Source organism: Desulfopila inferna, from assembly GCF_016919005.1.
Lineage (GTDB): Bacteria > Desulfobacterota > Desulfobulbia > Desulfobulbales > Desulfocapsaceae > Desulfopila_A > Desulfopila_A inferna.
In genome coordinates this window covers 216,068-242,530 of the sequence record NZ_JAFFQE010000008.1, presented here as the reverse complement: position 1 = coordinate 242,530, position 26,463 = coordinate 216,068, and the positions used below count along the sequence as shown (strand labels likewise).

The following is a 26,463-nucleotide window of genomic DNA, read 5'->3' as shown; positions in this document are numbered from 1 at the left end:
TAGTTGATATTACGAAACCGCATTATCGATTTTGGGGCCAAAATGAGAAAATGAGCAAAATAGGTTACAAAATATATTATGGCCAGAGCAAAAAGACATTACATTCCTGAACAAATATAGCACGAATAGTCTTTAAATGGCTTAACCGTCGTAGTCAGCGTAAGAGCTACAACTGGCACGGATTCACCGAATTGCTTATGCAGTTCAAAATACCGCGTCCCCGGATTATAGGGTACTGGAACTGAGATGCTTTTGTACGAAGCGAACAATACTGAAGAGCCTTGTGCGGGAAAACCGCACGCAGGGATCTGCGAGGGGGCGGTCGGGTAGCTGGCCGTCCTACCTTGATGCCACTTAATTGGCATATTTGGCCCGTCGAACCCAAGAAAGGAGGCAGAATGCGACTCGAGGTAATTTCAAGATCACCGAAAGAGCAGAAACACGCCGTTCCAATACTCTTTGTTCACGGCGCATGGCATGCTGCGTGGTGCTGGCAGGACACTTTTCTTGAATATTTCTCAGAAAAGGGCTGGGAAGTTCATGCCCTGAGCCTTCGAGGGCATGGTCAGAGCGAAGGTCGCGAAAAGCTTCGCTGGTGGTCAATTGCTGACTACGTCTCTGATGTTGAGCAAATTGCTAATTCTCTTGATCGTGAGCCGATTGTGGTTGGGCACTCTCTGGGAGGTTTCGTTGTTCAAAAGTATCTGGAAACACATTCCGCAGTGGCTGCAGTACTGCTCGCTTCTGTGCCACCTTCCGGCACATTAAGATTCAATCTTCGGGTTATTCGACGCCATCCGCTCGTTTGGTTGCTGATGAATGCTCTGATGACCGCATACCCACTCGTTGCAAAGCCGGAGTATGCGCGAGAGTGGTTTTTTTCACCCGAAATTTCAAATGAACAGCTTGTGAGTCTCCATTCTCGGATACAGGATGAGTCGTATCGCGCGTTACTCGACGTCCTTCTTCTGAATTTGCCGAATCCATCGAAAGTAAAAACACCAGTTCAAGTGCTAGGCGCGGAGAACGATGCCATATTTTCCGTGGAGGAAGTTCGGGCAACTGCACGTGCCTACGGAGTAGAAGCGACTATTTTTCCCGACATGGCCCACAACATGATTGTTGAACCGGGTTGGCGCGACGTTGCAGACACAATTATGCGTTGGGCTAAATCAGTATCCGGCTCATGAATGTAACGAAGGCAAAAGCGGCTAATCGGGTAGCCAGGAAAATCTCTCCCCCAGCCCCCACAACACCTAGCATGCGGGTCCGCACTAGGCGTTTCCCAGAGACTACCGAGCCGTAGCCGGGTAATGGATGTTTACCCATAGATCTTTGACAGAAAGCAAACCTTGATCCTTGAGCCATTGATTAGTCATGCCCGATTGGGTGGCCAATGTGTGGGATAATCTCCATGGGCCTTTCCGGCTCAAACCGACAGAGATGGCAGTGCGCAGGAACGTTCCGAGCTTGGTCAGCTCGCGAACCTTGGTGCGACAGTAACGCCACTGTTTCCAGTAGCACATGCGCACCCTGCGTCGCAGCCAATGGTCGATTTCAGGTATTGGACGGTACAGCTCCGATTTCCCGAAATAGCCCATCCAGCCACGTAAATACTCTGCCAGCTTAAACAGTCGGTACTCCATGGAAACACCCCAACTCCGCCCGGTCAATTCCTTGATGCGCTGTTTGTAGCGCACAAAAGCTTTATCCGACCAGCATATTTTGGCGCCCGAAAAGGCAAAACCGAGAAAGGTGATCTCGTTGGTATGAGCCACTTTGCTCTTCTCCTGATTGACCTTAAGCTTAAGCTTCTTTTCCAGGAATTGAGTGATGCTGGCCATCACCCGCTCGCCTGCTCGACGGCTTTTTACCAAAATAACAAAGTCATCGGCATATCTGGCGAAGCGGTGGCTTCGCCCCTCAAGTTCCTTGTCCAATTCATCCAGGAGGATATTGCTGAGCATGGGTGAAAGTTGACCGCCCTGGGGAACACCCTTTCGGGTCTCGTGCAGTCGGCCGTCGATCATCACTCCTGCCCGCAGATACGCGCCGATCAACTTCAGGACGCGCTTGTCGCGCACCTTTCTGCTGACCCTGTTCATGAGAACGTCGTGCTCTACCGTGTCGAAAAATTTCGCCAGATCGGCATCTACGGCCACGCGGTATCCCTCGCGAATGTAGTGACGCACCTGGTAGACGGCATCGTGAGCCGACAATCCTTTACGGAAACCGAAACTTGTCTCCGAGAATCCAGGGTCAAAGATCGGGAACAGTACCTGTGCAATGGCCTGTTGAATCAAGCGGTCCAGTACGGCAGGAACCCCCAGAGGACGGGTGCCCCCTGTTGCTTTCGGGATTTCTACCCTCTTGACCGGCAGAGGTTTATAGGTTCCTGCAAAGATGGATGAACGAATCTCTACCCAATGTTTCTGAGCAAAGGCAATGAAATCGTCAATTGGCATGTTGTTCACGCCAGGCGCTCCACGATTGGCCAGGACCTGTCGCCAGGCCTGGCTCAGATTTGCTCGGGAGAGAATCTGCTCCAACAGGTGTTCATCGGGATCTGGTATTCCGGCAACGCGCCGCCCAACTGCTCCCCCGGACGGGTTCATCGCATTGGTCGAGCATGCCGGGCCTTTTCCCTGCTCTGGGTTCGGTCCTTCGCTCACCAATGGCGAGCTACTATGACCTCTGCTGACTCCTGCCCGGGCCTCAGACATGTTACCATGAATGACGCTTTTCAACGGGAGTTGGACCGCAGGCCGGACAGGTCTCCCCGGATAAGGACGTGATCTTTTGTTACACGACCGTGGCATTTACCGTATCTCCTAAACCCGAGGCATTGTCATGTTGTGCTGACTTACCCGGAAACTCGGCCTTGTATGCCATTTCTGTTCGTCGGCCCATAACGTTGTACTCCAGCTTCCTCCGGACGAGCCCTCGCGGGATCGCCCTTGCTTTCGACTAGTATTTATGTTCCTGTCATCACGACAGTAACAGGGTTTACATACAGGGGACTTACACCCCATTAGATCACGCCCATGCCGGGCGTACACAAGGCGCTTCAGCGGATGGCGGTAAACGTCGGCGGCGATGACGCGGGAAATTCTTTGGCGCCACCGCTGAGCTAAACGTTCAATGTAACAAGGAGAAATCATGGAAAATACAGATTTAGCGTCTCAGATTGAAGGCGCAAGAGCCTATGACTCATTGTTTGTGCCTGCACTTTTTGGGCAATGGGCCAGTGTGCTTTCGCAAAAATTGGATTTAAGTTCAAAACTTAGCGTATTAGATGTCGCCTGTGGTACCGGTATATTAGCCAGAGAAATATTTCGAAGCTTAGAAAAATCAGGACGGGTAGTTGGATTAGATCCCAACTTGGGCATGCTTGCGGTTGCCGAGGAGCATGAGAGCAGAATAGAGTGGAAGCAAGGTGTAGCAGAGTCATTGCCATTTGATTCTAATGTATTTGACATGGTTTTGTGTCAGTTTGGTTTGATGTTTTTTGAAGACTCTCAGGCCGCAATTAAAGAGTTTCTGCGCGTATTAAAGCCGAACGGTGTACTAACGCTAGCGGTTTGGGATTCTATTGATAACATTCCAGGCTACCAGACGGAGCATGAGATTATAAAAAATATTGCTGGGGAGGATGCAGCCCATGCGGTGGCAGTTCCATTTAATATGGGCAATAAAACCAAGCTTCAAGACCTATTAGTTAAAGCTGGCGCAACGAATGTAAAAGTAGAAACACACCGAGGTGTGGCACGATTTCCTGATATCTCAACTATGGTAAATGCCGAGCTTCGTGGGTGGCTGCCAATTATGGGTATACAGCTCGATGAATCCGTCATTCAGGAAATATTACTAGAAGCGGAGAGCGAAATGTCTAAATATACATCTATTGAAAAAACTGTAGAATTTGAAATCACTGCTCATATTGCAACTGCGACTAATTAACCCAAAGAGCATTGAACAAGCGGCTGCAATCGACAGTGCATACGGCGTTCAAACTGCCATTCCTCTACGCTCCATTTTACTGCAATTTGCCCACTGCATGCATTGCGAATGAGCCTGGCGTTAACTTTAAGCAAAAATTATCTATGGATTAAGTGGTCCCTATTATGCCTGAATCTAATCCTTTTTCAGAGAGATTAAGAGAACCATTAAATGAAACAACACGCAGGACGAGAAGGAATCTTTTAGCTGCAGCCGTTATAGGGATAGTAATTACAAAGGTCGGGCTAGTACCATCTAAAATATCTGCTTTTGGCATTAAATTTACACAAGCAAATCAAAAATCACTTCTAGTTTTATTGTCTCTCATTATCATCTACTTTCTCATAATATTCATTGTTTACGTCTCATCTGAATTAGTTGCATGGCAAATTGCATTTCGGTCAAAGGAGTTAGTGCAAGGTGCAAGGGGTCAAGTCTTCTTTTGACTCTTGTTCGATTTATTCCATCAGGTTGCCGAAAAACATCATAACATTGTAGTGGCTGCAGCTTTCACTAACCGGAACTGCAACTATCTTTTTCAACACAATAATCGCCAGGAGACTCCATGCCCGGCAAGATTATCAAAATTATCCCGGTGACACCAGACCTCTCCGTCATCCTCTACCATGCCCCAGATGCCAATGACCGCACCTGCATCTCCATCAAACAAAATGAAAAAGTAAACAACATACCTGGCGAGATCATTCTCATCTCGGAAGATATCCCAGCCTTGAGCAAAGCCCTCAGTGTGGCCGCCAAGCTAACAAATCCTGGCTACTAAAAGATCAAAGCTAAATTTCATACGTAAACAATGATGTCCTATAACAAATTTCCCAATTAATCCTTGTATTTTGTTGTACTTTCGTTGCTACTCGTGTCAAATAGGAGCGAATTAGTGGCAATAGTTGTTGGATAGAGCTATTTCTGTATATCACTCAATCTTGCATGATATACGAAAATGTGTGTTCGTATAATTACTGGTTCGCTAAAGAAAAAAATGATCAACATACTAATATCTATACTTTTAGTCTTTCTGTTTAGCTTTTCTGCACATGCAGAAAGACCGATGAATGAACTCCCAATGTATGGTGGAAAACACAACCCTTCGGTTGAAAGAAACACAGAATTTAGTCATGGCGCAACTCAACGTGGTTGGGAAGCATATTATCAAAGTGATTTAGACACTGCGATAAAACGTTTCAACCAAGGATGGATGTTTGACCGAGATAATCCTGAAGTCTTTTGGGGTTTTGGCCTAATTACTGGCCAACGAGCGTTTCAAGAGGAGCCAGAGCATAATCTTGAAGATTCTATAAAGTACCTTCAAATCGCAAAAGATAAGGCTCCTGAAAATGGCAAAATCATAGGTGATCTCGCCTATTCTCATACCCTTTTAGGCCAATATCTACAATCCGAAAAGGGTAACAAAAAAGATGCTCAAGAACACTTTCGGACAGCGGGGAGTTTATTCGTTGAAGCAACTACAATAGAACCTCATTACCCACCAACTTTAGCAAATTGGTCAATTTTTTATTTTTACACGAAGAAATTTATAGATGCTAAATCGAAAGCAGATGAAGCAATAAAACTTGGGTATGAGTTTGACCCAAACTACATTAAAGAACTAGAAAATAACATAAAATAGCGAACCAGGCGCTCAACATTGACCGCGGGAACAGCGCCGCGGCAAGTTAGCTCAACGTTATACATAAAAAACATAAGGTTTTAAAATGATGACCATTTTTTCTAAAGTCTTACGCATCCTAACACTGTCCGCTTTCAGTTGTCTACTAACAAACATTTCCTTTGCGAATGAAAAAATAGATCTTCTCTGGAAAGTACCTTCAACTAAGGTCTTCTACAAAACTGACCTCAGTCAGACTAATGAAGGATACATGAAATTTGACATAGAAAAGGTCTTTGATGCTGGAGAAATTACTGAAGAAGTTAAAGAGTCTATCAATTCACTGGAATTTCCAGAAAATACCAACATGGTAACAATTATGGAAAATACTACAGATAAACACATTAAAGTCACCTCATATTTCCAAAACTGGGAGATGCCATCTTTTGGCAATTCTCAGCCAAACGAAAACAATGAAGAGTTAAAAAAATTTACTGAGCTTATGAATACTGCCCCTCAACTTGAAGGCGTAATTGATCATAAAGGGAATATCACTTCTTTTTATTTAGAACAAAAACAAAAAAATCTAATCGCTCTAATGCATCAATTACCTAATAAACCAGTATCTGTTGGTGATTCCTGGGAAATTAATATGAATTGTTTACAGATGGGGGTTGGTTTCTCTGCTGATAGCGCTAAAAAAATAAATAAGGTGGTTCTGTCAGATATCAAAATTGATAATGAAGGAAATAAAATAGCTATTCTAGATTACATGTTAACTGAGCAAGTGCATGGAACAGCACTAAACCCGATGAAAATGGAAAGGTCTGAATTTAAAATGTCATGTAGCTATATAGGGCGACATCAGTTTGATCTCAAGAAAGGTCTATGGAAATCCATAAATGGTGAAATGGCTATTCTGAGTAGTGGGGTTATGGAGAGCAAACTTCAGCAGCATATTTCTATGTTTCAAATAGATGAACTTCCTTCAACAATTAAACATAAAAAATAGTATAACCAAGCGTTTGAGACGGACTCGCTGAATCTCGCCGCTCAACTTAACGTTGAGTCTGTAGGAAAAGGTTTTTGCGCTTTTAAAAACAGGCACTTATTGGTATATTTAGCTGCAAATGTTGGTAATCAACCGCTCAACTCTACCGAAAGTCGGATATCATGGCAAAATACAAGCCTTACTCCTACTCCCAAGGTCAGTTCATCCCGGTTTTTTTCAACAAGCAGATTCAGAAAGGTACCTTCGAATACACGCTTAATTATCTGGTCGACAACGAGCTCGATCTGACAATTTTCGACCAGCGATTTCATAACGACGAAACCGGCGCTCCAGCATACGATCCCAGAATCCTGCTCAAGGTCATCCTCTTTGCCTACTCCAGAGGCATCACCTCAAGCCGCGCCATAGCTCGGTGCTGTGAAGAAAACATTTTGTTCATGGCCCTATCAGCTAATAGTCGCCCCCACTTCACGACTATTGCCGATTTTATTTCCAGCATGGACAAGGAAGTGGTCGGTCTCTTTCTTCAGGTGCTTCTGATCTGTGATCAGCAAAACCTCATCGCCAAGGAAATGTTTGCCATTGACGGCTGCAAATTGCCGAGCAACGCCTCGAAGGAGTGGAGTGGAACTCGGGCCGATTTGAAGCGCAAGGCTGAGAAGATGGAACAAGCCCTGCGCCGGATGGTTACTCACCACCTGTACATGGATGAATCCTGTGAAGAGCCGGAAGTTCTTGAGCCACTGACAACGAATCAGCCAAAATAGCAACTTCCAAAGGCATTATTCAGGGATATGTCGGTGTCGCCTCAGTGGATCAGAAACACCAGATCATTGTCGGTGCTGAAGCTTATGGCCAGGGACATGAGAGTAACTTGCTGATTCCTGCCGTGGAAACAATCAAAACCAATTTGGAAAATATCGGAGACGCAGAAGCACTGGGGCGGGCTCAGGTGGTTGCCGACAGCGGCTACCATTCTGAGGGGAACATGAAATATCTCTTCAAGAAAGAGATAGACGGCTATGTGGCAGACAACCACTTCCGGAAACGGGATCCCCGCTTTGCAACCCAAGAGCGCTACAACGACTTGCTCGGCTATCACGGCAGGCCGAGAAGTGGAGGTAAAAGACTCTTCAGGCCAAAGGACTTTTTCTTTGCAGACGACCTGTCCCATGCGGTTTGTCCGGCGGGCAAAAGACTCTACCGCAGCGGTTCCAATGTGAAGGTGAAGGACTATCAAGCCTACAAGTTCAAAGGTGCAAAGCGTGATTGTATGAACTGCAAGCTCAGAAGGCAATGCCTCCGTTACCCAGAGAAAACAGAGATCCGCCAGCTTGCTTACTTTACGGGTAAATCACGATCAGGAAAAGAAAGGTTTACCGAAAAGATGAAACGGAAAATCGATACGACTGTCGGTCGAACCATCTACGGAATGAGGCTGGCCGTTGGCGAACCACCCTTTGCCCATATCAGATCCATTATGCGACTGGATAGGTTCAGCCTGCGGGGGAAGAAGAAGGTAAATACCCAATGGAATCTCTTCTGTATTGTACATAACTTGAAGAAAGTGCATGTCTTCGGAAAAGGAGTTGCGTAAAGACTGAAAGTGTAGGAAGGCCCCCTGCAATAGCAGTGAATATAGGTCCAGGTGAACGAAAATGGTATAAAGGGAAGCTGAATCTTAAAAGTCGTGGATGGTGAAATCAATTACCTGGTTTTTTTTAAAATCAGGTGGCTCCGGAAGCTCGCCTTTGAAAAGAGGCTTTTTCTACAGACTCGTTAGCCAGGAAAGATACCATGCCTGAAATTTACGTTGCTATGTTGCTTGCATTACTTGCAGGAATTGCAATACCGATTGGTGGTGCAATTGCCGCCATTGAACGCATACACCCTTATTGGCTAGAAAATGAATTCCGTCATGCAGTAATTTCTTTCGGAGGAGGTGCACTATTAGCGGCTATAGCTATGGTTCTTATTCCTGAAGGAATTCAAAATCAATCTGTCCTTTCGGTCTCTATTTGCTTTTTCAGTGGCGCAATATTTTTTTTACTTGTCGAATTTCTCATTTCTTTGCGTGGTGGAGCAATCTCCCAAGTAATAGCAATGTTGCTTGATTTTGTCCCAGAAGCAATGGCTCTTGGGGCGATCATTTCAACGGACATATCTAAGGCATCGCTAGTTGCATTTTTAATTGCGCTTCAAAATTTACCTGAAGGATTCAATGCTTATCGTGAAGTTAAAGCTAACCGTTATTGTTCCGGCCACAGTGCCATTATTATTTTTTCAGGCCTTGCGTTACTCGGCCCTCTTTCTGCTGTCATTGGGTTGAAATATTTGACGGGGAATGAAATCTTGCTTGACAGGATTATGGTATTCTGCGCTGGTGGAATTTTGTACTTAATCTTTCAAGATATCGCTCCAAAAGCTAGAATAAAAAAACATTGGGCTCCATCATTAGGAGCAATATCTGGATTCCTCCTCGGAGTCATAGGTTATATGATTTCTAATTCCTATTAACCCGGCTAACCACCCAAATTCAGCGGACTAAAAAACTCCGCAGATTTGAAACGTTAGGGTGCTTAAAGGAGTACATACACATGACTAAACAAGCTAAGTTCTCTGCTGGCCGTAACATCGCAATGAAGGTACCCCCTCACCAGTATGAGGCCACAGTTCACTTCTATCGCTCTGTACTTGGCCTCAAAGAAATTACCGAGCACGCACCCGCGATTGGTTTCGAGTTCGGGTCTAACAATCTGTGGATAGATCGGGTACCAGGCATAAGCCAATCGGAAATATGGCTGGAGATTGTAACAGATGACATTTCGGTTGCAGCAGATCAACTTAAGGTCCCGGGTGTAGTCCGCTGTGACGACATCGAGCCGTTACCTGATGGATTTCAGGCATTCTGGATATCCAGTCCATCGTCAATTGTTCACCTCGTATGCAATGAGAATGAGTCATGGTCGTAGGCGCGCCTAACCTGAGTAAAGAAAAGGAAAGGGGTCAAATCTTTGCATGACTCATTCTGCGGATTGCAATAAATTCTTTCATTATGTCTAGACCTCTTCGAATAGAATACCCCGGCGCGTGGTATCACGTGATGAACCGTGGAAGGCGTGGTGAAAATATTTTCGTTGATAGAGATGACTATGAGACCTTTATTGCTCTACTGCAGGAAACCTCCGAGATGTTCGAGCTCAGGGTTTCTGTATTTTGCCTGATGTCCAATCATTATCATATCCTGGTACAGACACCTCTCGCTAATCTGTCGCGGGCGATGCGACACATCAACGGTGTCTATACCCAGCGTTACAATCGGCGACGGAACACCGATGGGCAACTGTTTCGTGGACGCTATAAGAGCGTTCTCGTCCAGGAAGACAGTCATCTCCTGGAATTATTACGTTACATTCACAGAAACCCCGTCAGGGCGAATATGTGTAATGGTGTGGGAGATTATCTCTGGTCCAGCCATCGGGAGTATAGTAACTCTGCGAAAAAATGGGATTGGCTGCATAAGGAGTTTTTGCTTCGTATGTTCGATCAGGATCCACACAGGGCGAAAAAACAGTATAAAGACTTTGTACAATGCGAAGAATCCGCTGAATTCACCAATTTTTTCAGCAGAAAAAACTTAACTTCGTTTTTCGGCTCTCAAAATTTTATTGATTGGGTTAAATCCACATACCGACAACTACAGAATCATAAAGAAATACCTCAATCAAAGCACCTTACCCCGACGATAGACGATATTAAAAGGGCAGTATGTGAATACTATGAGATTGAGCAAAAACATTTAGAGCAGACAAAACGAGGACAGGTGAACGAGGCTCGAAATGTGGCTGTCTACCTTGCCAGGGAAAAATGCGGATTGAGTCTTGAAACGATAGGCCGTCAATTTGAGCTTCTGAAATACAGTTCGGTAAGCAGTATTGTTACAAGGACGGAGAAAAAACTTCTGGAAGACAAGCCATTACGAGATCGAATTGAAGAAATAAGTCAGAAGCTCAGCAAGAGTCAAGCAAAGACTTGACCCTTCTTACTTCTTTCAACATCCACGAAGACTGGAGAGAAGCGGATAATAACCGAAGCGAGTAATGGAATTGATCTGCAGGACTTTTAGGGGATCAACGCCGTCAGCAGCATTAAGATACCTGCCGCGGCGGCAATCAGGTCATTGAGAGCGAAAGAGATTTCCGGCAGGGTACGGTGCTCGCTGTAGCATCTGGCCTGCATGGTATCCACAAGCTCGTCCGCCCGCAGGAAAGCCCGACGAAACAGTGTGGTCGTGAACCTGATCATGCGGATCAGGTAATTTTGTCTTCGCTCCACGCCCCGAGCCCGCATGGCATCCCCTATTTCACCGGCCTCAAAGAGAATCAGGGGGAGAAAGCGCACGATCAGGCCCACCATTGTCGCCGTAGTTTCTCCATTCACAAAAGGAATTGGTTTTAAGGCCCAGATGAGGGTCGCGCGTATCTCCGCGGTACGGGTGGTGGAGATCAGCAACATACCCATGATTACAATCAGCAGTAATCTCCAACAGAATATCAGAGCGATTACAGCCTGGCTCCAGGTAATTTCCGGGATTAACTGCTGGTTAAGATGGACCGCCTTAATGATAAATAAAAAAAGAAGAAAGAACAGGAAATACCTGGTCTCACGGATAAGGCGATAAAGGCGCAAGTTGGTTGAATGGAACATAGAAATCACAACAACCGAAGTGATCGCTAAAAACAGGACATTGGCCCACAGACTGGTCATTCCCAGAACCATGAGCAATATTTGCTTGGTACGCGGGTCCAGCCGGTGCAGGTATGAATTACCCGGGGTGAAACCGACTGTCGCTAATTCACCCATGGCTGAATTCCTTTGCCAAATTGAACCGAGCAGGGTGGTCGAACCCCGAATCGTTCAATCCCCTGAATCACATTCTCCGGCAGCCCATCTTCGACTATCTGTCCTTTCTCCATCACAATCAACCTTTGGGCGACACTTATCACCTTTTCCAGGTCGTGAGTGGTTATGATTATCGTATGGCCCGCCTTATGAAGATCAATGATATGGGATAAGACAGTGCATGTGCCGGGATAATCCAGATTCGAAAACGGTTCGTCCATTAACAGCACCTGCGGTGCCATTGCCAGAACACCGGCTATGGCCAGACGACGCTTTTCGCCTCCGGAAAGATTGTGCGGCCGTTTGTCCTCAAACCCGGCAAGATTGACGTCGGCAAGGGACCGGGCCACGCGCCGGTCAATCTCATTGCGGGACAACCGCAGGTTTTCCGGGCCAAATGCTACATCGTCATAGACGGTATCCCCGACTATCTGGCTGTCGGCATCCTGGAAGACCATGCCGACCATTTGTCTGGCAGCCTGTGGATTCTTTTTGACCGAGATGCCGTTGACATGGACTTCACCGGACTCGGGAGAAAGAAGGCCGTTGAAATGGCGCAGCAGAGTCGTTTTTCCAGAGCCGTTTGCTCCGGCAATAACAGTAAATTCACCCTTACGCAAGGTAAGGGACACATTGTTGATAGCCAGGGTGCCATCGGAGAAGCGATGACAGAGTACGGACGTCTCAATGATGGCCATAGCTTTATTTTGCCGGATGCAGGTGGCCTGCTGAACCAGCTATAATCGGTCTCAGAGCTCTGGCGATGGGTATGGCTGCGGCGATCTTCAGGGCATCACCCAGAATAAAAGGTAACATACCAACGGCTATGGCCTTGGATGCGCTCATGCCTGTAACTATTTTGAGCCATGAGACGCCAAAGGTATAGATGATGATTGTGCCGACCAGCATGGCAAGGACATCGATAATGACCCTATCCCTGCCTCTTTCGCTTATTATACCGATGACATAAACCGCAGCGGCATAGCCCACCAGATAGCCTCCCGTCGGTCCGAAAAACTTACCAATCCCTCCGGTACCGCCTGCAAAAACCGGCAAACCGATAGCTCCTGCCAGCAGATATACCGCGACACTGGTAAATCCCCAGCGTCCGCCGAGCAGAAGGCCCGCCAGCATGACAAAAAGGTTTTGCATGACAATGGGAACTGGACCGATCGGAATGGCGATGTAGGAGCCCACAGCTATAAGGGTAGCCATGAGTGATGCATATACCATCGGTTTCAATTGTGCTGTTGATGAGTCCATCTTTATTGAATATCCTTTATTGGTAGAAACAATCGCCGTGTACTACCGTTTGGTGACTGCCGTCGTCCATTTGCAGAATTAAAGCACCGTCGCCATTTATGTCCATGGCAACTCCCTCGACTGTAGTTCTTAATGTAGAAATTCTGACGTGTTGGCCAATGGTGGAGTTACCGGCCTTCCAGTCCTCGATCACCGTAGCAGCATCAAAATTCTCAAGCCGCTTTTCGAAACGGTTCAGGAAATTTATCAGGATTTCTCTGCGCGGCACCTGCCTGCCCAGCAGTTCTCGCAAAGAAACTGCTGAAGGTTCTTCTTTTTTTGGATCATTGTTTACATTCAGACCGATGCCGATATTTAAGTGGCGGAGAAGATCGCCTTCACTTTCCATCTGGGAGAGAAACCCGCAAATTTTATGGGTGCCGACCAGGATATCGTTAGGCCACTTTAAAGACGCCGTAATACCATAGGAGCCTAGAAGTGCGGCCATCTCAACTGCGGCTGCCAGATTAACAAGACCGGCCAGCATTACAGGGACGATTGGGCGCAGAACAAGAGTAAAATACAACCCTCCATCGGCTGAAGCCCAGACTCTTTCCATGCGCCCGCGTCCCTGCGTCTGCCGTTCGGCTACAACGACGGTAAATTCAGGGCAGCCTTGCTGGGCCAGCTTGATAGCTTCATTCATGGTCGAAAGTATTTCCCCGAAATGATGAATTTGATCCTTGCGGTCACCAAATTCAAGGGGATTCAGACTGTCGGGGTCCGAACTCAAGAGATATCCTTTTGGCGAGGAGACAATAGGGATCCCGGACTTAACCATTCCCTGGATATGTTTCCAGACGGAGACCCTGCTGGTTCCCAGTTCTTCACTGATCCTTTCGCCGGAAAGGACATCATCAGCATCTCTGAGCAGATTATAAATTTTATCTTTTGGATTCATTTCGTTACCTTTATGTTGGAGAGGAGGTTAACGAAAATAGAAGTGGATGTCAATAATTTTCTGCCAGGTAGGGTCTGGTAAAGATGAGCATTTACGGAAGCTAAGGCTTCTCTACTCCAAATCCAGCAGCTCGAATGAAGTTAGTCACAGGCATATTTCGCTCCTCACTTCGCGAATTTCATCGAGGGATAGCCGGTTCCTTTCGTTTTCGCAGAAATTCCTTGTCCATTGTCATTGCGCATGTATTCATATGAGGGCAATGATGCGATCATGAAATCAATTGAATTTCTGAGTTGAGATGGTATAAGAAATTCATCAGGTGCACACTATGTTAAAAGGAAAGACGGTGTGAATCCGTCGCAAGCCAGTCATTGCTGTATACGAAGCCTGCAATAACTAAGTACAGAGTAGCCTGCTGTCTTAACTCTTGAGCATATCAAGATTCGTCACTGGAGGAAATCCGGGAAGGCGGTTATTTCGCAGAATAATTCGTAAGTCAGAAAGCCTGCCTGATATGGTGGCGTTGTTTCAGCCATCATCAGAGTTTACCTACTGGAGATTCTCTGTATCTGGGTATGCATTCCCTTATGCCCCTGTGGTTTTTACAGCGGGATGTTGGGTTGTATGCATATGATGTCGGATACGGAGAGTTGTCTCTTCCTGCCTGTTTTTCGTATCCAGACTTTATTTCACAGAGGTGTTATGCAGTGGATACGGAAAAGAATCAAAAACTTGGTCAGTATATTGGTCAGCTTATTCGTGGAGAAAACCTTTCAGAAGAGAGTGCCTACAACGCGTTTCGAATGGTGCTTGCCAACGAGGTTTCCGAGATGCATCAAGGGGCATTTCTCGCCGCTCTTACCGCAAAAGGTGAAACCGCAGAAGAGGTTGCCGGCGGCTGGAAGGCAGTATACGAGTTTGACACCGTAAAAGTGAATTTTGAAGGTTTGGCCGTTGTCGATAACTGCGGTACCGGCATGGACACCTTCAAGACATTTAACATCAGTACCGCTGCCTCGCTTGTGGCGGCTGCGGGAGGTGTCAAGATCGCCAGACATGGAGCTCGAGCTATCACTTCATCCTGCGGTACGGTTGATATGGTCGAACTGCTGGGAGTCGATGTGGAATGTGGTGTTGATCTGGTTAAAAAAAGTGTGACCGAGGCGGGGATCGGTCTTTTTAATGGCATGAGTTCCCAGGTCCATCCCCTGGCCCTTGGACGTATCCTTTCTCAAATCTGTTTTGGTTCTCCCCTCAATATTGCCGCCTCTCTTGCCCACCCAGGTCTTCCGAAATTTGCAGTTCGAGGAGTATATTCTCCAGCACTTTTGCAGCCGGTAGCAGAGGTTATGCAGGCCATTGGTTACAGTGACGCGATTATTATATATGGAGCAATAGACGGGAGTGACAAGGGCATGGATGAGGCTTCCGTCTGCGGCGAGACGGTTGGGGCCCGTTTAAGCGGGGGGAAGATTGAACCAATATCTTTTGTCCCGGAAGAAGTGGGTGTTTCTTTGCACGCACCCGAACTACTGATTTCAGAAAAGAATCGGGATATCGCTGCAAAAAATATGTGTGAACTCCTTGCCGGAAGAGGATCTACCGCACAAAATGATGCTGTGATTTTAAATAGCAGTTTGATTTTTTATGTTCAAAATCAAGTTTCCAGCATACAGGACGGAGTTGCCAGGGCTAGGGAAATCCTGCTGTCTGGCAGGGCCTTTGAGACGCTGGAGCAGTGGGTGTCGGTGCAGAATCGAGACGCAGATGCAGGACTTGCAAAACTAGCTGCCCTGACTTGCGGGTGACGCTAATGGTTGAGAAGGCTGCACAGCAAACAACGGAACTGCTCATCGTCAAAGTGGGCGACGATTACATTCGTTTTGCCGAAGGCGATTTCCGGCGATGCGGAATGAACAAAGCATCAGTATTCCCCCTTGCGGAGCTTGAAGAAGTGCAGGCAAAGTGCAGAAAAATGCTTATTAGCGTAAGCTTTGTTCGCTTAATGAAACTGACAATAATTGAAGAAACCTTTATGGAACTTTAGGTGTATGAATCTGACACTGGAGAAATGCGGATCTATGGCTCTGGGGGAAGTTGGGCTACCAGAGGCGCGGGAAGGTTATGTGCTTTTAAAAGTGCTCTGTTGTGGTGTGTGCAGGACAGATGCCAAGATGTGGCAACAGGGACACCGGGATCTTTTGCTGCCAAGGGTATTAGGTCATGAAATCGCCGGTGTTGATGAGAGTACAGGAAAAATCTATACGGTATGGCCAGGGCAGACCTGCGGCAACTGTTCCTATTGTGAGTCCGGGCGGGAAAACCTATGTGAGGAAATGAAAATCATCGGTTTCCACTCAGATGGCGGCTTTGCCAGCCATGTCCTGGTACCGCTAGACAGCCTGATTCCTGCCCCATCAGGTCTTACTCCTGAGTTGATAACCTTTGCTGAACCGGCTGGCTGCGTTATAAACGCTCTTTCCATGTTGCGGCCCATGTCAGGCGAGCGAGCCATAATCTATGGCGGTGGAGTGGTGGGGATGATTGCCGCTTTCATGCTAAAAAACAAGGGATGTACGGTGACTGTCATCGAACAGAGCCAGGAGAAAATTGCCAGGCTTGACAATCTTGCGCTCAAAAACAGTATAGAAATCTGTAAGGATACAGTGACTGCTGATTTTGACCTGGCCATGAACTGCTGTGCCAGTCATGTGGCCTTTAGTCTTTGCATTACCAAGCTGAGAAAGGGCGGACGTCTCGGCTTTTTCAGCGGTTTAAGCAAAAACCAGGAGATCGATACCAATCTTTTGAATTTGATACATTATAAGGAACTCATCCTATTGGGAAGTTATGGGCCGAAGAGAGCGGATATGGTCGAGGCTCTCAGGATTTGTGGTCAACTGCAGGATACATTTTCTTTGCTTATTGAGCGGGTTGTTTCCCTGGATGAGGTAGAGGCTTTACTGCCCTCTATCCTGGATGGAAAGCATCTGAAATGTATAGTCAAAATAGGTGGATCTGCTACAGCGCAGGTGATCCGGAGAGGTGCCGAAGGCAGTGCCGCTAATGGAGTACATCGGGGTATAAATGAATCATCGAAAATAACAGATATCCTGGACAGAATTGTGCCGACTTCATGCCATCTCAAAAATCAGGCACAGAAAAAGGTGGATCTAAAAACAAAACCCTTAGGCGCCCTTGGGCAGTTGGAAAAACTTGCCGTACAGCTCAGTTGTATTCAAAAGAACCTGAACCCTTCAATTGAAATAAAAAGACTCTTTGTCTTCGCAGGGGATCACGGAGTCGTGGAAGAAGGGGTTTCCGCCTATCCTGCAAAAGTAACAGTGCAAATGGTTGACAATTTTCTCAAGGGTGGCGCCGCCATTAATGTTTTTTGCAAGCAGTATACTATAGAACTTGCTGTGGTCGACATGGGAGTGAACGCCAGCTTTAGCGCACATCCCTTACTGATGGATAAAAAGGTTGCCCGCGGAACCAATAACTTTGCCATAACCACAGCCATGAGCCCTTCACAGGCTGTTCGTGCAATTGAAAATGGAATGGATTGTTTTTTAGAAAAACAAAAGAAACAACCTTGTGAACTTGTGGGGCTCGGCGAAATGGGTATTGGCAATACCAGCAGTGCCACAGCAGTAATATGTGCGGCAACAGGGAAGGGTGTTGAAGAAATTGTCGGTAGAGGTACCGGTGTTGACGATAGAGGACTGCTGAGGAAAAAAGAGGTGCTGGAGAAAGCTCTTGCTTTGCATAAGCCCAGAAGTACAGATGCGCTGGAACTGTTACAAGCAGTTGGTGGCTACGAATTAGGCGGGATATGTGGGGCTGTTCTTGCGGCTGCCTCAGAAGGCTGTTGCGTTGTACTTGATGGGATTATTTCCACTGCAGGAGGGCTCCTTGCTTATCTCATCTGTCCTGAGGTAAAAGATTATCTCGTGGCAGGACATAAGTCTGTTGAAGTTGGTCAAAAAGCGGCCCTTGATCTCATGGGTCTTGACCCTGTACTTGATCTGGATTTTCGTCTGGGAGAGGGAACAGGAGCAGCTATCACCATGAATCTTATCGAACTATCTTGTCGGATGATGAGGGACATGGCTTCCTTTGAAGAGGCCCGAGTGGATACAAGCCCTTTGTATGGGTGATAAGCAGCCGTTTTTTCGGCTTCCTGGCGAAATATTCTCCTGTTTTACGACCCCCACCCAAGTGAAGAGATGTCTTTTGGAAAAGTAAAAAAAAACCCGCAAACCGTTACCGGTTGCGGGTTGAAAAGACTTGAGTGGAAGTCTTTGTACTACATTATGGTGCCGAAGGCGAGACTCGAACTCGCACGACCGTGGGCCACTACCCCCTCAAGATAGCGTGTCTACCAGTTCCACCACTTCGGCACGATAATTATTGGGTCGGAGTATCCGTCTGTTCCCCAGCCTCACTGGGCGCATTACCTTCAGCGTCGGGCATGGGAATTTCCTTAATCTCCTGAGATTGTTGTTGCTCTTCGACAGTCTGTTCCTGTTGAAGTTCCTGCATTACCGAACCGGTGGAACGGTGTGCTGATATATAAGCCAATGACACTGAAGTGACCATAAATATGATTGCCACTCCAGTCGTAATTTTATTCAACAGGGGTATAGGACCTTCGCTTCCAAAGAGTGACTGGCTGGAACCCCCGAAGGATGCTCCAATGTCGGCACCTTTGCCGTGCTGCAGCAAAACAATGCCGACTAAAAGGAGGCATACGAGCACGTGCACTATTGTAAGAAGGGTATCCATCCTGTTGGGTTAATCCTCGATTTTATATAAAGTTTATGATTCTGCCGAAAGACTCGGCGTCAAGAGCAGCGCCGCCTACAAGAGCGCCATCTATATCCGGCTGGCTCATCAGTTCATCAACGTTAGCCGGCTTGACCGAGCCACCATACAATATTCTCAGCCGATCAGCAATATTTTTTTCATAGATTTTTTCAATTAGACGGCGAATTGAGAGATGCACTTCCTGAGCCTGTTCCTTGGTTGCGGTCTTACCAGTCCCGATGGCCCAGACAGGTTCATAGGCGATAACCATCTTTTCCATCTGCTGCGGTTCAACCCCTTGCAATCCTTGGCGCACCTGTGCTTCCAAGACCGCAAAAGTCTTGCCGTTCTCTTGCTCTTCCTCGGTTTCTCCGATACACAATATTGCCATTAAATCAAATGACAAGGCTCCCAGTACTCTTTTGTTGATAAGTGCATTGTCTTCATGGAATATCTGCCTTCTCTCAGAGTGTCCGATGATCGCGCTGCTCACCCCGCAGTCTTTCAACATCACGGGTGAGATTTCTCCGGTAAAGGCTCCTTTTTCTTCCCAGCAGACATTCTGGGAGGCGAGGATCACGTCAGTCCGGGAGAGTACTTCGGCAACCTCACGGAGAACGGTAAACGGTGGCGCGAGCAAAACTTCCCGGTCGGTAGTCTCAGGGCATTTTCGGGCTATATCGGCAGCAAGACTCCGGGCTTCTATCGCGGTGGTGTGCATCTTCCAGTTGCCTGCCATAAGCGATTTTCTCTTCATAATATGTCTCCGGATAGGGTTTGGTTACTTGTAGAGGTCATCACGAAGCTATGATCCCCGGAAGAATAAATCTTTGGGGCCAGAGAACGCTGTAATAAGATCGTCATCACTTCCTAGCGCTTGAGTATATCAACACCGGGAAGGGTTTTGCCTTCCATCAGCATCAGAAAAGCACCTCCGCCGGTGGACATGTAGGATATGTTGTGAGCTTCGCCTGACTTCTTGATGGCGGCATTGGAATCTCCGCCTCCGGTGATGGAGAGGGCTTGAGATGAAGCGACGGCCCGGCACATTGCCATGGTTCCCCGGGCGAAGGCGTCCATCTCAAAGGCACCCATGGGACCGTTCCAAACTATAGTTCCCGCGTCAGCCAAAGCCTCTTGGAACAAAAGGGTTGTTGCCGGACCTATGTCGAGAGCCATCCAATTTTCGGGGATATCCCGGAAGGTAACCGTTTTGGTGACCGCATCCGCTGCAAAAGAATCGGCAACGATAAAATCCACGGGAAAGTAAAGCTTGACCCCTTTTTCTTCGGCCTTTTCGATAAACTGTTTGGCCGCTGGAATCAGATCATCCTCGGTCTTCGAAGCTCCAACCTTTACACCCATGCTCTTCAGGAACGTGTTTGCCATGGCCCCGCCGATTATCATGCTGTTGACCTTGTCGAGCATGTTCTCGAGAGCGCCAAGTTTTGAGGAAACCTTGGCTCCGCCCACCAGGGCGACAAGAGGACGTATGGGATCATCCATGGATTTGTGGAAATATTCCATTTCAGTCTCAAGCAGGAAACCTGCTCCTCTGGTTTCGATCAGTTCGGCGACACCGACAACCGAGGCATGTGCTCTGTGTGATACCGCAAAGGCATCGTTAATGTAGATATCGGCCAGACGCGCGAGTTTTTTTGAAAACTCAGGATCGTTTTCAGTTTCTCCCTGGTGAAACCTGAGATTTTCAAGCAGAACGACATCTCCATTGCCCAGAGAGTTGACCAGAGCCTCAACCTCATCGCCAATACAGTCAGGGGCAAGCTTTACTTCCCGGTCAAGAAGTCTGCTCAAGTGGTCGGCAATCGGGGCGAGGCTGAATTTGTCGACGCGTTTGCCTTTGGGGCGCCCCATATGCGAGCAGAGAATCAGGCGTCCCTGGTGTTCAAGAATATGCTGAATAGTCGGCAGGGCTGTGCGAATACGGATATCGTCGGTGATACCAAGGTCATCATCCATGGGTACGTTGAAATCGACACGTACAAGAACTTTCTTTCCTGTAAGATCAATATCTTTTAGACTCATCATAGCTGTGCTCTCCCTTTGGCTTAGCGGTATCTTGTCGATGATTCTCACCTGTTGAATAAAGAAATTATATGTATTTCTTGAAAACTATGCCGTCATCAGGCGGATCTCTATAATAGCTTTTTCTCAGAGCCAATTCAAAGAATCCGATTTTGCGATACAATTCCTGCGCGGGGAGGTTGTTCCGGCGGACCTCCAGGAAAATCTCACTGCACCCCCGTTTGACTATTTGCCTGAACAGTTCCGCAAGCAAACGTGAGGCGGCCCCCGATCGTCTGTACCGAGGTATTACAGCGATCTTCAGGAGTTCTGCCTCCGGCGGACAGTATCTGGCACAACACCAGCCTGCTGCACAGGCGTCTGCTTCACTGCAGGCTATCAAGCTGATTCCGTTAAGCTGCTGAAGTTCTAATTCAATCTGTGAAGCGGGCCAGGCCGATGGCGCCGCTTGCTCGATTTCGGCAATAACGGCAACGTCTTCCCCGCCGGCTGGGCGAATGCGAAAGAGCAAGCTTAGACCATTGATCCGGCAATCTTAACAGTGAGGTCGCCCAGCATATTGGTATAGCTGCCCAGTTCATTGTCGTACCAGCCGTAAACGACGGCCTGGGTCACCGGTACCTGGAGAATCGGATTATCATCTTCTCTAAGCCTGCTGCCGGCCTGAGTCAACTTCAGGTTTACCTTGATGGTGGCGGTTCGGGTGTGAGTTTCGGTGCCTTCAATAACAGCAGCTGCCTCAGGGACACCGATGATATCAGAGGAGACATTCTGATTTTTACTGAACTGCAGATAATTGTTGTTTTTCGCGTACTCTTCGTAGATGGAGTTTATCTGGGCCCGGTTGAAGAGGCTCTCAATCTCATCCTGAAGATTGAGAACCAATACAATAAGAGAGCCGGTGGAGGTCGGGACACGAACCGACTCAGCAATGAAGCCGATGTTCTTCATCTCTGGAATAACCAGGGAGAGGGCTTTTGCGGCTCCAGTAGTTGTCAGGATGATATTGTTCAAAATGGAGCGGTTCTTGCGCTGATCAGTTGCGCCTGAACCCGGCAACCGGTCAAGAACCTGCTGACTGCCCGTTGCCGCATGAACGGTCACCATGGAGGCACTGAGGAAATTCTCTGCTCCGATGGACTCCATCAGGGGCTTGATCATATAGGAAAGACAGGTGGTGGTGCAGGATGCCGCGGAAATGAGAGAATGCTTTCCCGCCGAGTAGTCCTCGTCATTAATTCCCATAATGGTGGTAACGGCGTCCTCCGGCATCTCCAGACCCTTGGCCTTGATTTTGAACGGTGCGGAAAGCAGGACCTTTTCAGCACCGGCCTGCATGTGGCCGCGAAGTGAGCCTTTGGCATCATCGGCATCCGCGGTGGGGTCTTTGAAAACTCCGGTGGTGTCGACAACCAGTTGAACATTATTGGCTTGCCAGGGAATCTGACTGGGATTTCGTGCCTCACGCAGAATTTTTACGGGAACGCCATTTATTCGCATGGCTCCGGTATCGTTATCAAGTTCCTCGATGACTCTGCCGCCCTTATGGCCATGGAGATAGGTGGCAAGGCGACCATAGGAAGAATCCCTCTCGATCGCTGCCGCCAGATCTTCGAGATTCCTGCCGACTTCTCTGCCAATGTTGATCACCAGTTCCGGGAAATGTTTTCTGGAAACATGATGCCACAATGAGAGCTTTCCTATTCGGCCTAAACCATTTATTCCTAATTTCATGGCAATGATTCTCCTTTATGAGTTATACCGTTCTTGGACGACTGCCTCGGGGATTTGTGCAGACTTCCCTCGACTGGGATAGAGATATGATAATGCTGGAACAGCTTAAATTCTATCACCAGAAGTAGATGAGTGCAACCGAAATCCGGACAAACAGCAGGACTAATATGGCTTAAATTTCAGTAAGGTGGGAATGATTTATAAAAATAAACTTATCGCTGCAACATTGATTAAAAGATATAAGCGCTTTCTGGCCGATGTGGTTCTTGAGGATGGCCAAACCTCAACCGTTTATTGTCCAAATACAGGATCGATGCGGGGCTGTGCCGTGCCGGGAAGCAGGGTGTATCTCTCCCGCTCGGGAAACATCAAGAGAAAATATCCGCTTACTCTGGAGATGATACGAGTGGAAAAGACCTGGGTCGGGGTCAATACTGGATTGACCAATAGGATCGTGGTCGAGGCTCTGCAGAGGGGAGATATTGCCGAAATAAGCGAAATCGAAACCATTCAGAGAGAGGTCACGGTGTCTCCCGGCAGCAGACTGGATGTATTGGTGGTAAGTGGAGGCAGGAAGATTTTCATTGAAATCAAAAACTGCACCCTGGTAGAGAAGAGGGTCGCCATGTTTCCCGATGCCGTCACCGCCAGAGGCACCAGGCATCTCCTGGAACTTGCCAGGTTGTGCGAGCAGGGACATGAGGGAGTCATTTTTTTTCTTGTCCAGCGCGGCGATGCTGAAATATTTCGGCCGGCAGCCCATATTGACCCGCTTTATGCCGAGGTACTGCGGCAAGTGTGTGAAAGTGGCGTGAAGATACTGGTATATCAGGCGCAAGTTGAACCACGAGGCATCAGCGTTTTGAAATCGCTGCCATCGGATCTCTCCTGAAGAAAACTCAGTGGTCTGCGCTCAACTGTTCTGATATCTGGCTTTCACTTGCCGACTGCTCTCGAACCTATGTCAGTTCGTCGTGAGTGATCCGGCCGCCTACCATTGTGAGCATGGCCCTTCCCTGGAGGTCCCAGTCGAGGAATGGTGAATTTTTTGATTTTGAGACTATGGCATCCTGGCTGAAACGATAGCGTTTTTCCGGATCGATCACAACAAGGTCTGCGGGTTTGCCGAGGGCGAGAGAGCCTCCGGGGACGTTTAGAATTGCTGCGGGATTGACAGACATCAGTTCGATCATTTTGGCCGGAGTGAGTATTTTTTCTCTGACCAGAGCGAGTGTCAGCGGTAACGACGTTTCCAGGCCGATGATGCCGTTGGCGGCCCTGCTGAATTCCGTCTCTTTTTCCAGGATCGAATGTGGCGCATGGTCAGTGGCAATGGCATCGAGAGTGCCGTCGGCAAGGGCTCTGCGAATCTCCTCCCGATCCTGGGCGGAGCGCAGGGGCGGGTTCATTTTGGCGTTGGCATTATAGCCGATTACGGCTTCTTCCGTGAGGGTGAAATAATGAGGGGCGGTCTCGGCTGTTACCTTGACGCCTCTCTTTTTGGCCGCACGAATGAGAGCCACGGAATCGGCTGTGCTGACATGAGCGATATGGATTGGTACACCAGTCAGCTCGGACAGGGCGATCTCGCGGAACACCATGATGCTTTCGGCGGCGGCTGGAATCCCTTTGAGGCCGAGGCGGGTAGAAGTATCCCCTTCGTTCATGCAGCCATTCCGGCTGAGCGAGCTTTCTTCGGCATGGGAGATAACCACCATGTTATAACTGGTGGAATATTCCATGGCGCGGCGCATCAACTGGCTGTCCAGCACGGGCAGGCCATCATCGCTCACGGCCACGGCTCCGGCATCCTTCATCTCACCGTATACGGCCAGGCTTTTCCCTGCGCTACCCGAACTGATGGAACCGACCGGGTAAACCCGGGCGCTGCATCCTGCAGCCTTTTCCAGGATGAAACGGGTGACTGCGGCGCAATCATTGACGGGATCAGTGTTCGGCATACAGGCAACGGCGGTAAATCCGCCGGCTGCCGCTGACTGTGTGCCCGATTCGATTGTCTCTTTATACTCGGCGCCCGGTTCACGTAGATGGACATGCATATCAATCAAGCCGGGGGTAATCCACTTGCCCGTAACATCAAATATCAGGGCGTCCTCGGGTGTGGTCCTTTGCGGGGCCGTCACCACTCCATCGGTGACCCAGACCTCTGCGTTTTCCTGATCGATGCCGTTGGCCGGATCGATCAGACGGCCGTTGCGGAGAATTACGGTCTGCATTCTAATTTTCTCCATTATTGGTTTTGTCTCCGCCCATGACCAGATAGAGGAGAGCCATGCGTACCGCTACGCCATTGGTGACCTGATCCAGGATAACTGAATGAGGGCCGTCGGCTACATCGGGATTCATCTCGACTCCCCTGTTGATGGGACCGGGATGCATGATTATGGCGTCCTCTTTGGCGCTTTCCAGGAGCTTTTTGTTGATTCCGAAAAAGGAGGCATATTCCCGCAGAGTAGGGATTAATGGATCATTTTGCCGTTCGCGCTGAATTCGCAGAGCCATGACAACATCTGCATCCCTGACCGCTTGTGCGATGGTTGGGCTGACCTCGGCGCCTAATTTTTCGATACCCGGTGGGATAAAGGTGGCCGGTCCGGCAACAGATACCCGTGCCCCCAGCTTGGTGAAGCCGAGGATGTCTGAACGGGCGACCCTGCTGTGCGTTATATCGCCCAGTATGGCTATCTTCAGGCCTTCGATTCTTCCTTTGTGCTCCATCACCGTCAGCATGTCGAGCAATCCCTGGCTGGGGTGCTCATGGGTGCCGTCACCGGCATTAATTATGGAAGCCTTTATGTATTTGGCAAGTAGATGAGGCGCCCCGGAAAATTCATGACGCATGACAATGATGTCCGGGTTCATCGCCTCCAGGTTACGGGCGGTATCGATCAGCGTTTCACCTTTGGTGGCCGAACTGGTGGAGGCGGAGATGTTGAAGGTGTCCGCACTCATTCGCTTTGCCGCCACCTCAAAAGAAAGTCTGGTTCTGGTCGAGGGCTCAAAGAACAGGTTGATCACAGTTTTACCGCGCAGGGTCGGGACCTTTTTAATCGATCGGTTCGAAATCTCCTTAAAGGATCGGGCGGTTTGCAGGATGTGATGGATATCAGCCGCTGAAAACTGTTCAATCTCCAGGATATGTTTGTGCTTGAAGGTGTAAGGAGTATCCAATCAGGTCACCTGTAAAAAAAACCATTTTTCTTAGTGGATAATATCGCCGATACGGCCCCAGCGAATCGAAGTCAGTCTATCGAGAGAGAGCAGCGGTTCGCTGATGTCCCATGACCAGTAAATTATAAACGCTTTGCCGAGGATATCCTTTTGATCGACAAAACCCCAGAACCGGCTGTCATGGCTGTTATCTCTGTTGTCCCCCATCACAAACACCTTTCCCTCAGGGATGGTGATGGGAGAGAGATTATCTCGTGGATTACCTCTCATTATGGCCGGCGAGGTGAAATGGGCATGCGGATCTTCTATCTGCTCGTTATTGATATAGACCTGTTTGTTTCTGATCTCAAGAGTATCACCGGGCACTCCGATGACTCGTTTGATATAATCGATGGATCGGTCCTTGGGATATTTAAAAACAACTACATCGCCGTGCTGCGGATCTTTCAAGGGAATGAGAGTGGCACCGCTAAACGGCATTTTTACGCCGTATATGAACTTGCTTACCAGGAGATGATCACCTATCTGCAGAGTTGGCAGCATCGATCCGGAGGGAATTTTAAAGGCCTGGACGACAAAGGTACGGATAAACAAGGCCAGGAGAATGGCAATGATAAAAGCTTCGGCATATTCCCGCAGGGTAGATTTTTCTTTTGTCTGGCTGCTCAAGTTTTTCCTCCAGTGTGTCGATTCAGTGTATTATAAGATCAAAATCCCGACAAAGCTACTGCATTAGAAGCCGAATTACAAGCGAGATATACTATAAATGGCATAAAATCAGATAGATCCTAAGAGGAAAATGGTCAAAGCATAATTAATACAAGATGCAGAGTGAGGTAGTGGTGATTTTGCTACATATGGTATTAAATAGCAAAACCATACCCCTCTGGATTTGAATAAGCCCTTGTTAAAAGAAGAAAAAATGAAAAAAAATTTGTACTG

Annotated in this window: 26 protein-coding genes, 1 tRNA gene, 1 pseudogene and 1 riboswitch; of the genes and pseudogenes, 14 read left to right on the top strand and 14 right to left on the bottom strand. The window is 48.0% G+C overall.

The annotated features are described in order from the left end of the window. Positions 1 to 398: 398 nt before the first annotated feature. Complete coding sequence (locus JWG88_RS18560; protein ID WP_205235285.1) at positions 399 to 1,190, top strand: alpha/beta hydrolase; 792 nt, start codon at positions 399 to 401, stop codon at positions 1,188 to 1,190. 102 nt (positions 1,191 to 1,292) lie between these two features. Here the strand turns inward: JWG88_RS18560 and ltrA are convergent, their stop codons facing one another. Next, entirely contained in the window at positions 1,293 to 2,615 is a 1,323-nt protein-coding gene (ltrA, locus tag JWG88_RS18555) for a group II intron reverse transcriptase/maturase (protein WP_353740703.1), read from the bottom strand. 544 nt (positions 2,616 to 3,159) lie between these two features. Here ltrA and JWG88_RS18550 point away from each other — a divergent pair. The 9 genes and pseudogenes from JWG88_RS18550 to JWG88_RS18515 all read left to right on the top strand — a co-directional run bounded on the left by JWG88_RS18550 (position 3,160) and on the right by JWG88_RS18515 (position 10,671). Then, complete coding sequence (locus JWG88_RS18550) at positions 3,160 to 3,960, top strand: class I SAM-dependent methyltransferase (protein WP_205235283.1); 801 nt, start codon at positions 3,160 to 3,162, stop codon at positions 3,958 to 3,960. Positions 3,961 to 4,124: 164 nt separating this feature from the next. Beyond that, positions 4,125 to 4,445 (top strand): hypothetical protein, encoded by a 321-nt coding sequence (locus JWG88_RS18545; RefSeq protein WP_205235282.1) that lies wholly within the window; start codon positions 4,125 to 4,127, stop codon positions 4,443 to 4,445. A 119-nt stretch (positions 4,446 to 4,564) separates the two neighbouring features. After that, positions 4,565 to 4,780 (top strand): hypothetical protein, encoded by a 216-nt coding sequence (locus tag JWG88_RS18540; RefSeq protein ID WP_205235281.1) that lies wholly within the window; start codon positions 4,565 to 4,567, stop codon positions 4,778 to 4,780. 285 nt (positions 4,781 to 5,065) lie between these two features. Next, positions 5,066 to 5,644, top strand: a complete 579-nt coding sequence (locus JWG88_RS18535) for a tetratricopeptide repeat protein (RefSeq protein WP_205235280.1) — start codon at positions 5,066 to 5,068, stop codon at positions 5,642 to 5,644. 250 nt (positions 5,645 to 5,894) lie between these two features. Beyond that, a complete protein-coding gene (locus JWG88_RS18530; protein ID WP_205235279.1) occupies positions 5,895 to 6,635 on the top strand; it encodes a hypothetical protein in 741 nt (246 codons plus the stop codon). A 161-nt stretch (positions 6,636 to 6,796) separates the two neighbouring features. Next, positions 6,797 to 8,232: pseudogene (locus JWG88_RS22320) on the top strand (transposase). A gap of 200 nt (positions 8,233 to 8,432) precedes the next feature. Next, positions 8,433 to 9,152 (top strand): ZIP family metal transporter, encoded by a 720-nt coding sequence (locus tag JWG88_RS18520; RefSeq protein ID WP_205235278.1) that lies wholly within the window; start codon positions 8,433 to 8,435, stop codon positions 9,150 to 9,152. 80 nt (positions 9,153 to 9,232) lie between these two features. Next, positions 9,233 to 9,607 carry a VOC family protein gene (locus tag JWG88_RS22240; RefSeq protein ID WP_353740695.1) on the top strand — a complete coding sequence of 125 codons (375 nt, stop codon included), beginning with the start codon at positions 9,233 to 9,235 and terminating at the stop codon, positions 9,605 to 9,607. Positions 9,608 to 9,690: 83 nt separating this feature from the next. Next, complete coding sequence (locus JWG88_RS18515; RefSeq protein WP_205235277.1) at positions 9,691 to 10,671, top strand: transposase; 981 nt, start codon at positions 9,691 to 9,693, stop codon at positions 10,669 to 10,671. Between the two features lie 86 nt (positions 10,672 to 10,757). On the opposite strand, the gene JWG88_RS18510 is transcribed toward JWG88_RS18515, so the two are convergent. From JWG88_RS18510 to JWG88_RS18495, 4 genes are read right to left on the bottom strand one after another with little or no spacing between them, the layout of a single operon-like run. Continuing rightward, positions 10,758 to 11,498, bottom strand: coding sequence for an energy-coupling factor transporter transmembrane component T family protein (locus tag JWG88_RS18510; protein WP_205235276.1), 741 nt, complete (start codon positions 11,496 to 11,498; stop codon positions 10,758 to 10,760). Continuing rightward, entirely contained in the window at positions 11,486 to 12,235 is a 750-nt protein-coding gene (locus tag JWG88_RS18505; RefSeq protein WP_205235275.1) for an energy-coupling factor ABC transporter ATP-binding protein, read from the bottom strand. The genes JWG88_RS18510 and JWG88_RS18505 overlap by 13 nt, the downstream gene beginning before the upstream one ends. A 4-nt stretch (positions 12,236 to 12,239) precedes the next feature. Continuing rightward, complete coding sequence (locus JWG88_RS18500) at positions 12,240 to 12,800, bottom strand: biotin transporter BioY (protein WP_205235274.1); 561 nt, start codon at positions 12,798 to 12,800, stop codon at positions 12,240 to 12,242. A 16-nt stretch (positions 12,801 to 12,816) separates the two neighbouring features. Next, a complete protein-coding gene (locus tag JWG88_RS18495; protein ID WP_205235273.1) occupies positions 12,817 to 13,740 on the bottom strand; it encodes a biotin--[acetyl-CoA-carboxylase] ligase in 924 nt (307 codons plus the stop codon). 300 nt (positions 13,741 to 14,040) lie between these two features. Next, positions 14,041 to 14,267: riboswitch (cobalamin riboswitch) on the top strand. Positions 14,268 to 14,447: 180 nt separating this feature from the next. On the opposite strand from JWG88_RS18495, the gene trpD reads away from it, so the two are divergent. Genes trpD through cobT form a run of 3 tightly spaced genes read left to right on the top strand, consistent with a single transcriptional unit; the run spans position 14,448 to position 17,900 of the window. Further along, a complete protein-coding gene (gene trpD / locus JWG88_RS18490) occupies positions 14,448 to 15,548 on the top strand; it encodes an anthranilate phosphoribosyltransferase (protein WP_337833141.1) in 1,101 nt (366 codons plus the stop codon). Between the two features lie 5 nt (positions 15,549 to 15,553). Then, positions 15,554 to 15,787 (top strand): hypothetical protein, encoded by a 234-nt coding sequence (locus JWG88_RS18485; protein WP_205235271.1) that lies wholly within the window; start codon positions 15,554 to 15,556, stop codon positions 15,785 to 15,787. 4 nt (positions 15,788 to 15,791) lie between these two features. Beyond that, on the top strand, positions 15,792 to 17,900 hold the full coding sequence (gene cobT / locus JWG88_RS18480) for a nicotinate-nucleotide--dimethylbenzimidazole phosphoribosyltransferase (RefSeq protein WP_205235270.1): 2,109 nt from the start codon (positions 15,792 to 15,794) through the stop codon (positions 17,898 to 17,900). 157 nt (positions 17,901 to 18,057) lie between these two features. On the opposite strand, the gene JWG88_RS18475 is transcribed toward cobT, so the two are convergent. From JWG88_RS18475 to JWG88_RS18450, 6 genes are all read right to left on the bottom strand, one after another. Further along, positions 18,058 to 18,143 (bottom strand) — tRNA-Leu (locus JWG88_RS18475). Between the two features lie 7 nt (positions 18,144 to 18,150). After that, the gene (secG, locus tag JWG88_RS18470) at positions 18,151 to 18,528 is read right to left on the bottom strand and encodes a preprotein translocase subunit SecG (RefSeq protein ID WP_205235269.1); all 378 of its coding nucleotides are present in this window, start codon (positions 18,526 to 18,528) and stop codon (positions 18,151 to 18,153) included. 22 nt (positions 18,529 to 18,550) lie between these two features. After that, positions 18,551 to 19,306, bottom strand: coding sequence for a triose-phosphate isomerase (tpiA, locus tag JWG88_RS18465; RefSeq protein WP_205235268.1), 756 nt, complete (start codon positions 19,304 to 19,306; stop codon positions 18,551 to 18,553). A gap of 113 nt (positions 19,307 to 19,419) precedes the next feature. Continuing rightward, a complete protein-coding gene (locus tag JWG88_RS18460) occupies positions 19,420 to 20,598 on the bottom strand; it encodes a phosphoglycerate kinase (RefSeq protein WP_205235267.1) in 1,179 nt (392 codons plus the stop codon). 64 nt (positions 20,599 to 20,662) lie between these two features. Then, positions 20,663 to 21,106 carry a ribosomal protein S18-alanine N-acetyltransferase gene (gene rimI, locus JWG88_RS18455; protein ID WP_205235266.1) on the bottom strand — a complete coding sequence of 148 codons (444 nt, stop codon included), beginning with the start codon at positions 21,104 to 21,106 and terminating at the stop codon, positions 20,663 to 20,665. A gap of 2 nt (positions 21,107 to 21,108) precedes the next feature. Beyond that, on the bottom strand, positions 21,109 to 22,329 hold the full coding sequence (locus JWG88_RS18450) for a type I glyceraldehyde-3-phosphate dehydrogenase (RefSeq protein WP_205235265.1): 1,221 nt from the start codon (positions 22,327 to 22,329) through the stop codon (positions 21,109 to 21,111). A gap of 193 nt (positions 22,330 to 22,522) precedes the next feature. Between JWG88_RS18450 and sfsA the strand changes: the two genes are divergently transcribed. Continuing rightward, positions 22,523 to 23,221 (top strand): DNA/RNA nuclease SfsA, encoded by a 699-nt coding sequence (sfsA, locus tag JWG88_RS18445; RefSeq protein WP_205235264.1) that lies wholly within the window; start codon positions 22,523 to 22,525, stop codon positions 23,219 to 23,221. A gap of 67 nt (positions 23,222 to 23,288) precedes the next feature. On the opposite strand, the gene JWG88_RS18440 is transcribed toward sfsA, so the two are convergent. From JWG88_RS18440 to lepB, 3 genes are read right to left on the bottom strand one after another with little or no spacing between them, the layout of a single operon-like run. Further along, entirely contained in the window at positions 23,289 to 24,581 is a 1,293-nt protein-coding gene (locus tag JWG88_RS18440) for a dihydroorotase (protein ID WP_240194585.1), read from the bottom strand. Beyond that, a complete protein-coding gene (locus JWG88_RS18435) occupies positions 24,568 to 25,521 on the bottom strand; it encodes an aspartate carbamoyltransferase catalytic subunit (protein WP_205235263.1) in 954 nt (317 codons plus the stop codon). Before JWG88_RS18435 ends, JWG88_RS18440 begins: the two co-directional genes overlap by 14 nt. A gap of 30 nt (positions 25,522 to 25,551) precedes the next feature. Next, positions 25,552 to 26,190: a signal peptidase I gene (gene lepB, locus JWG88_RS18430; RefSeq protein ID WP_205235262.1), complete on the bottom strand. Its 639-nt coding sequence runs from the start codon at positions 26,188 to 26,190 to the stop codon at positions 25,552 to 25,554. Between the last annotated feature and the right edge of the window lie 273 nt (positions 26,191 to 26,463).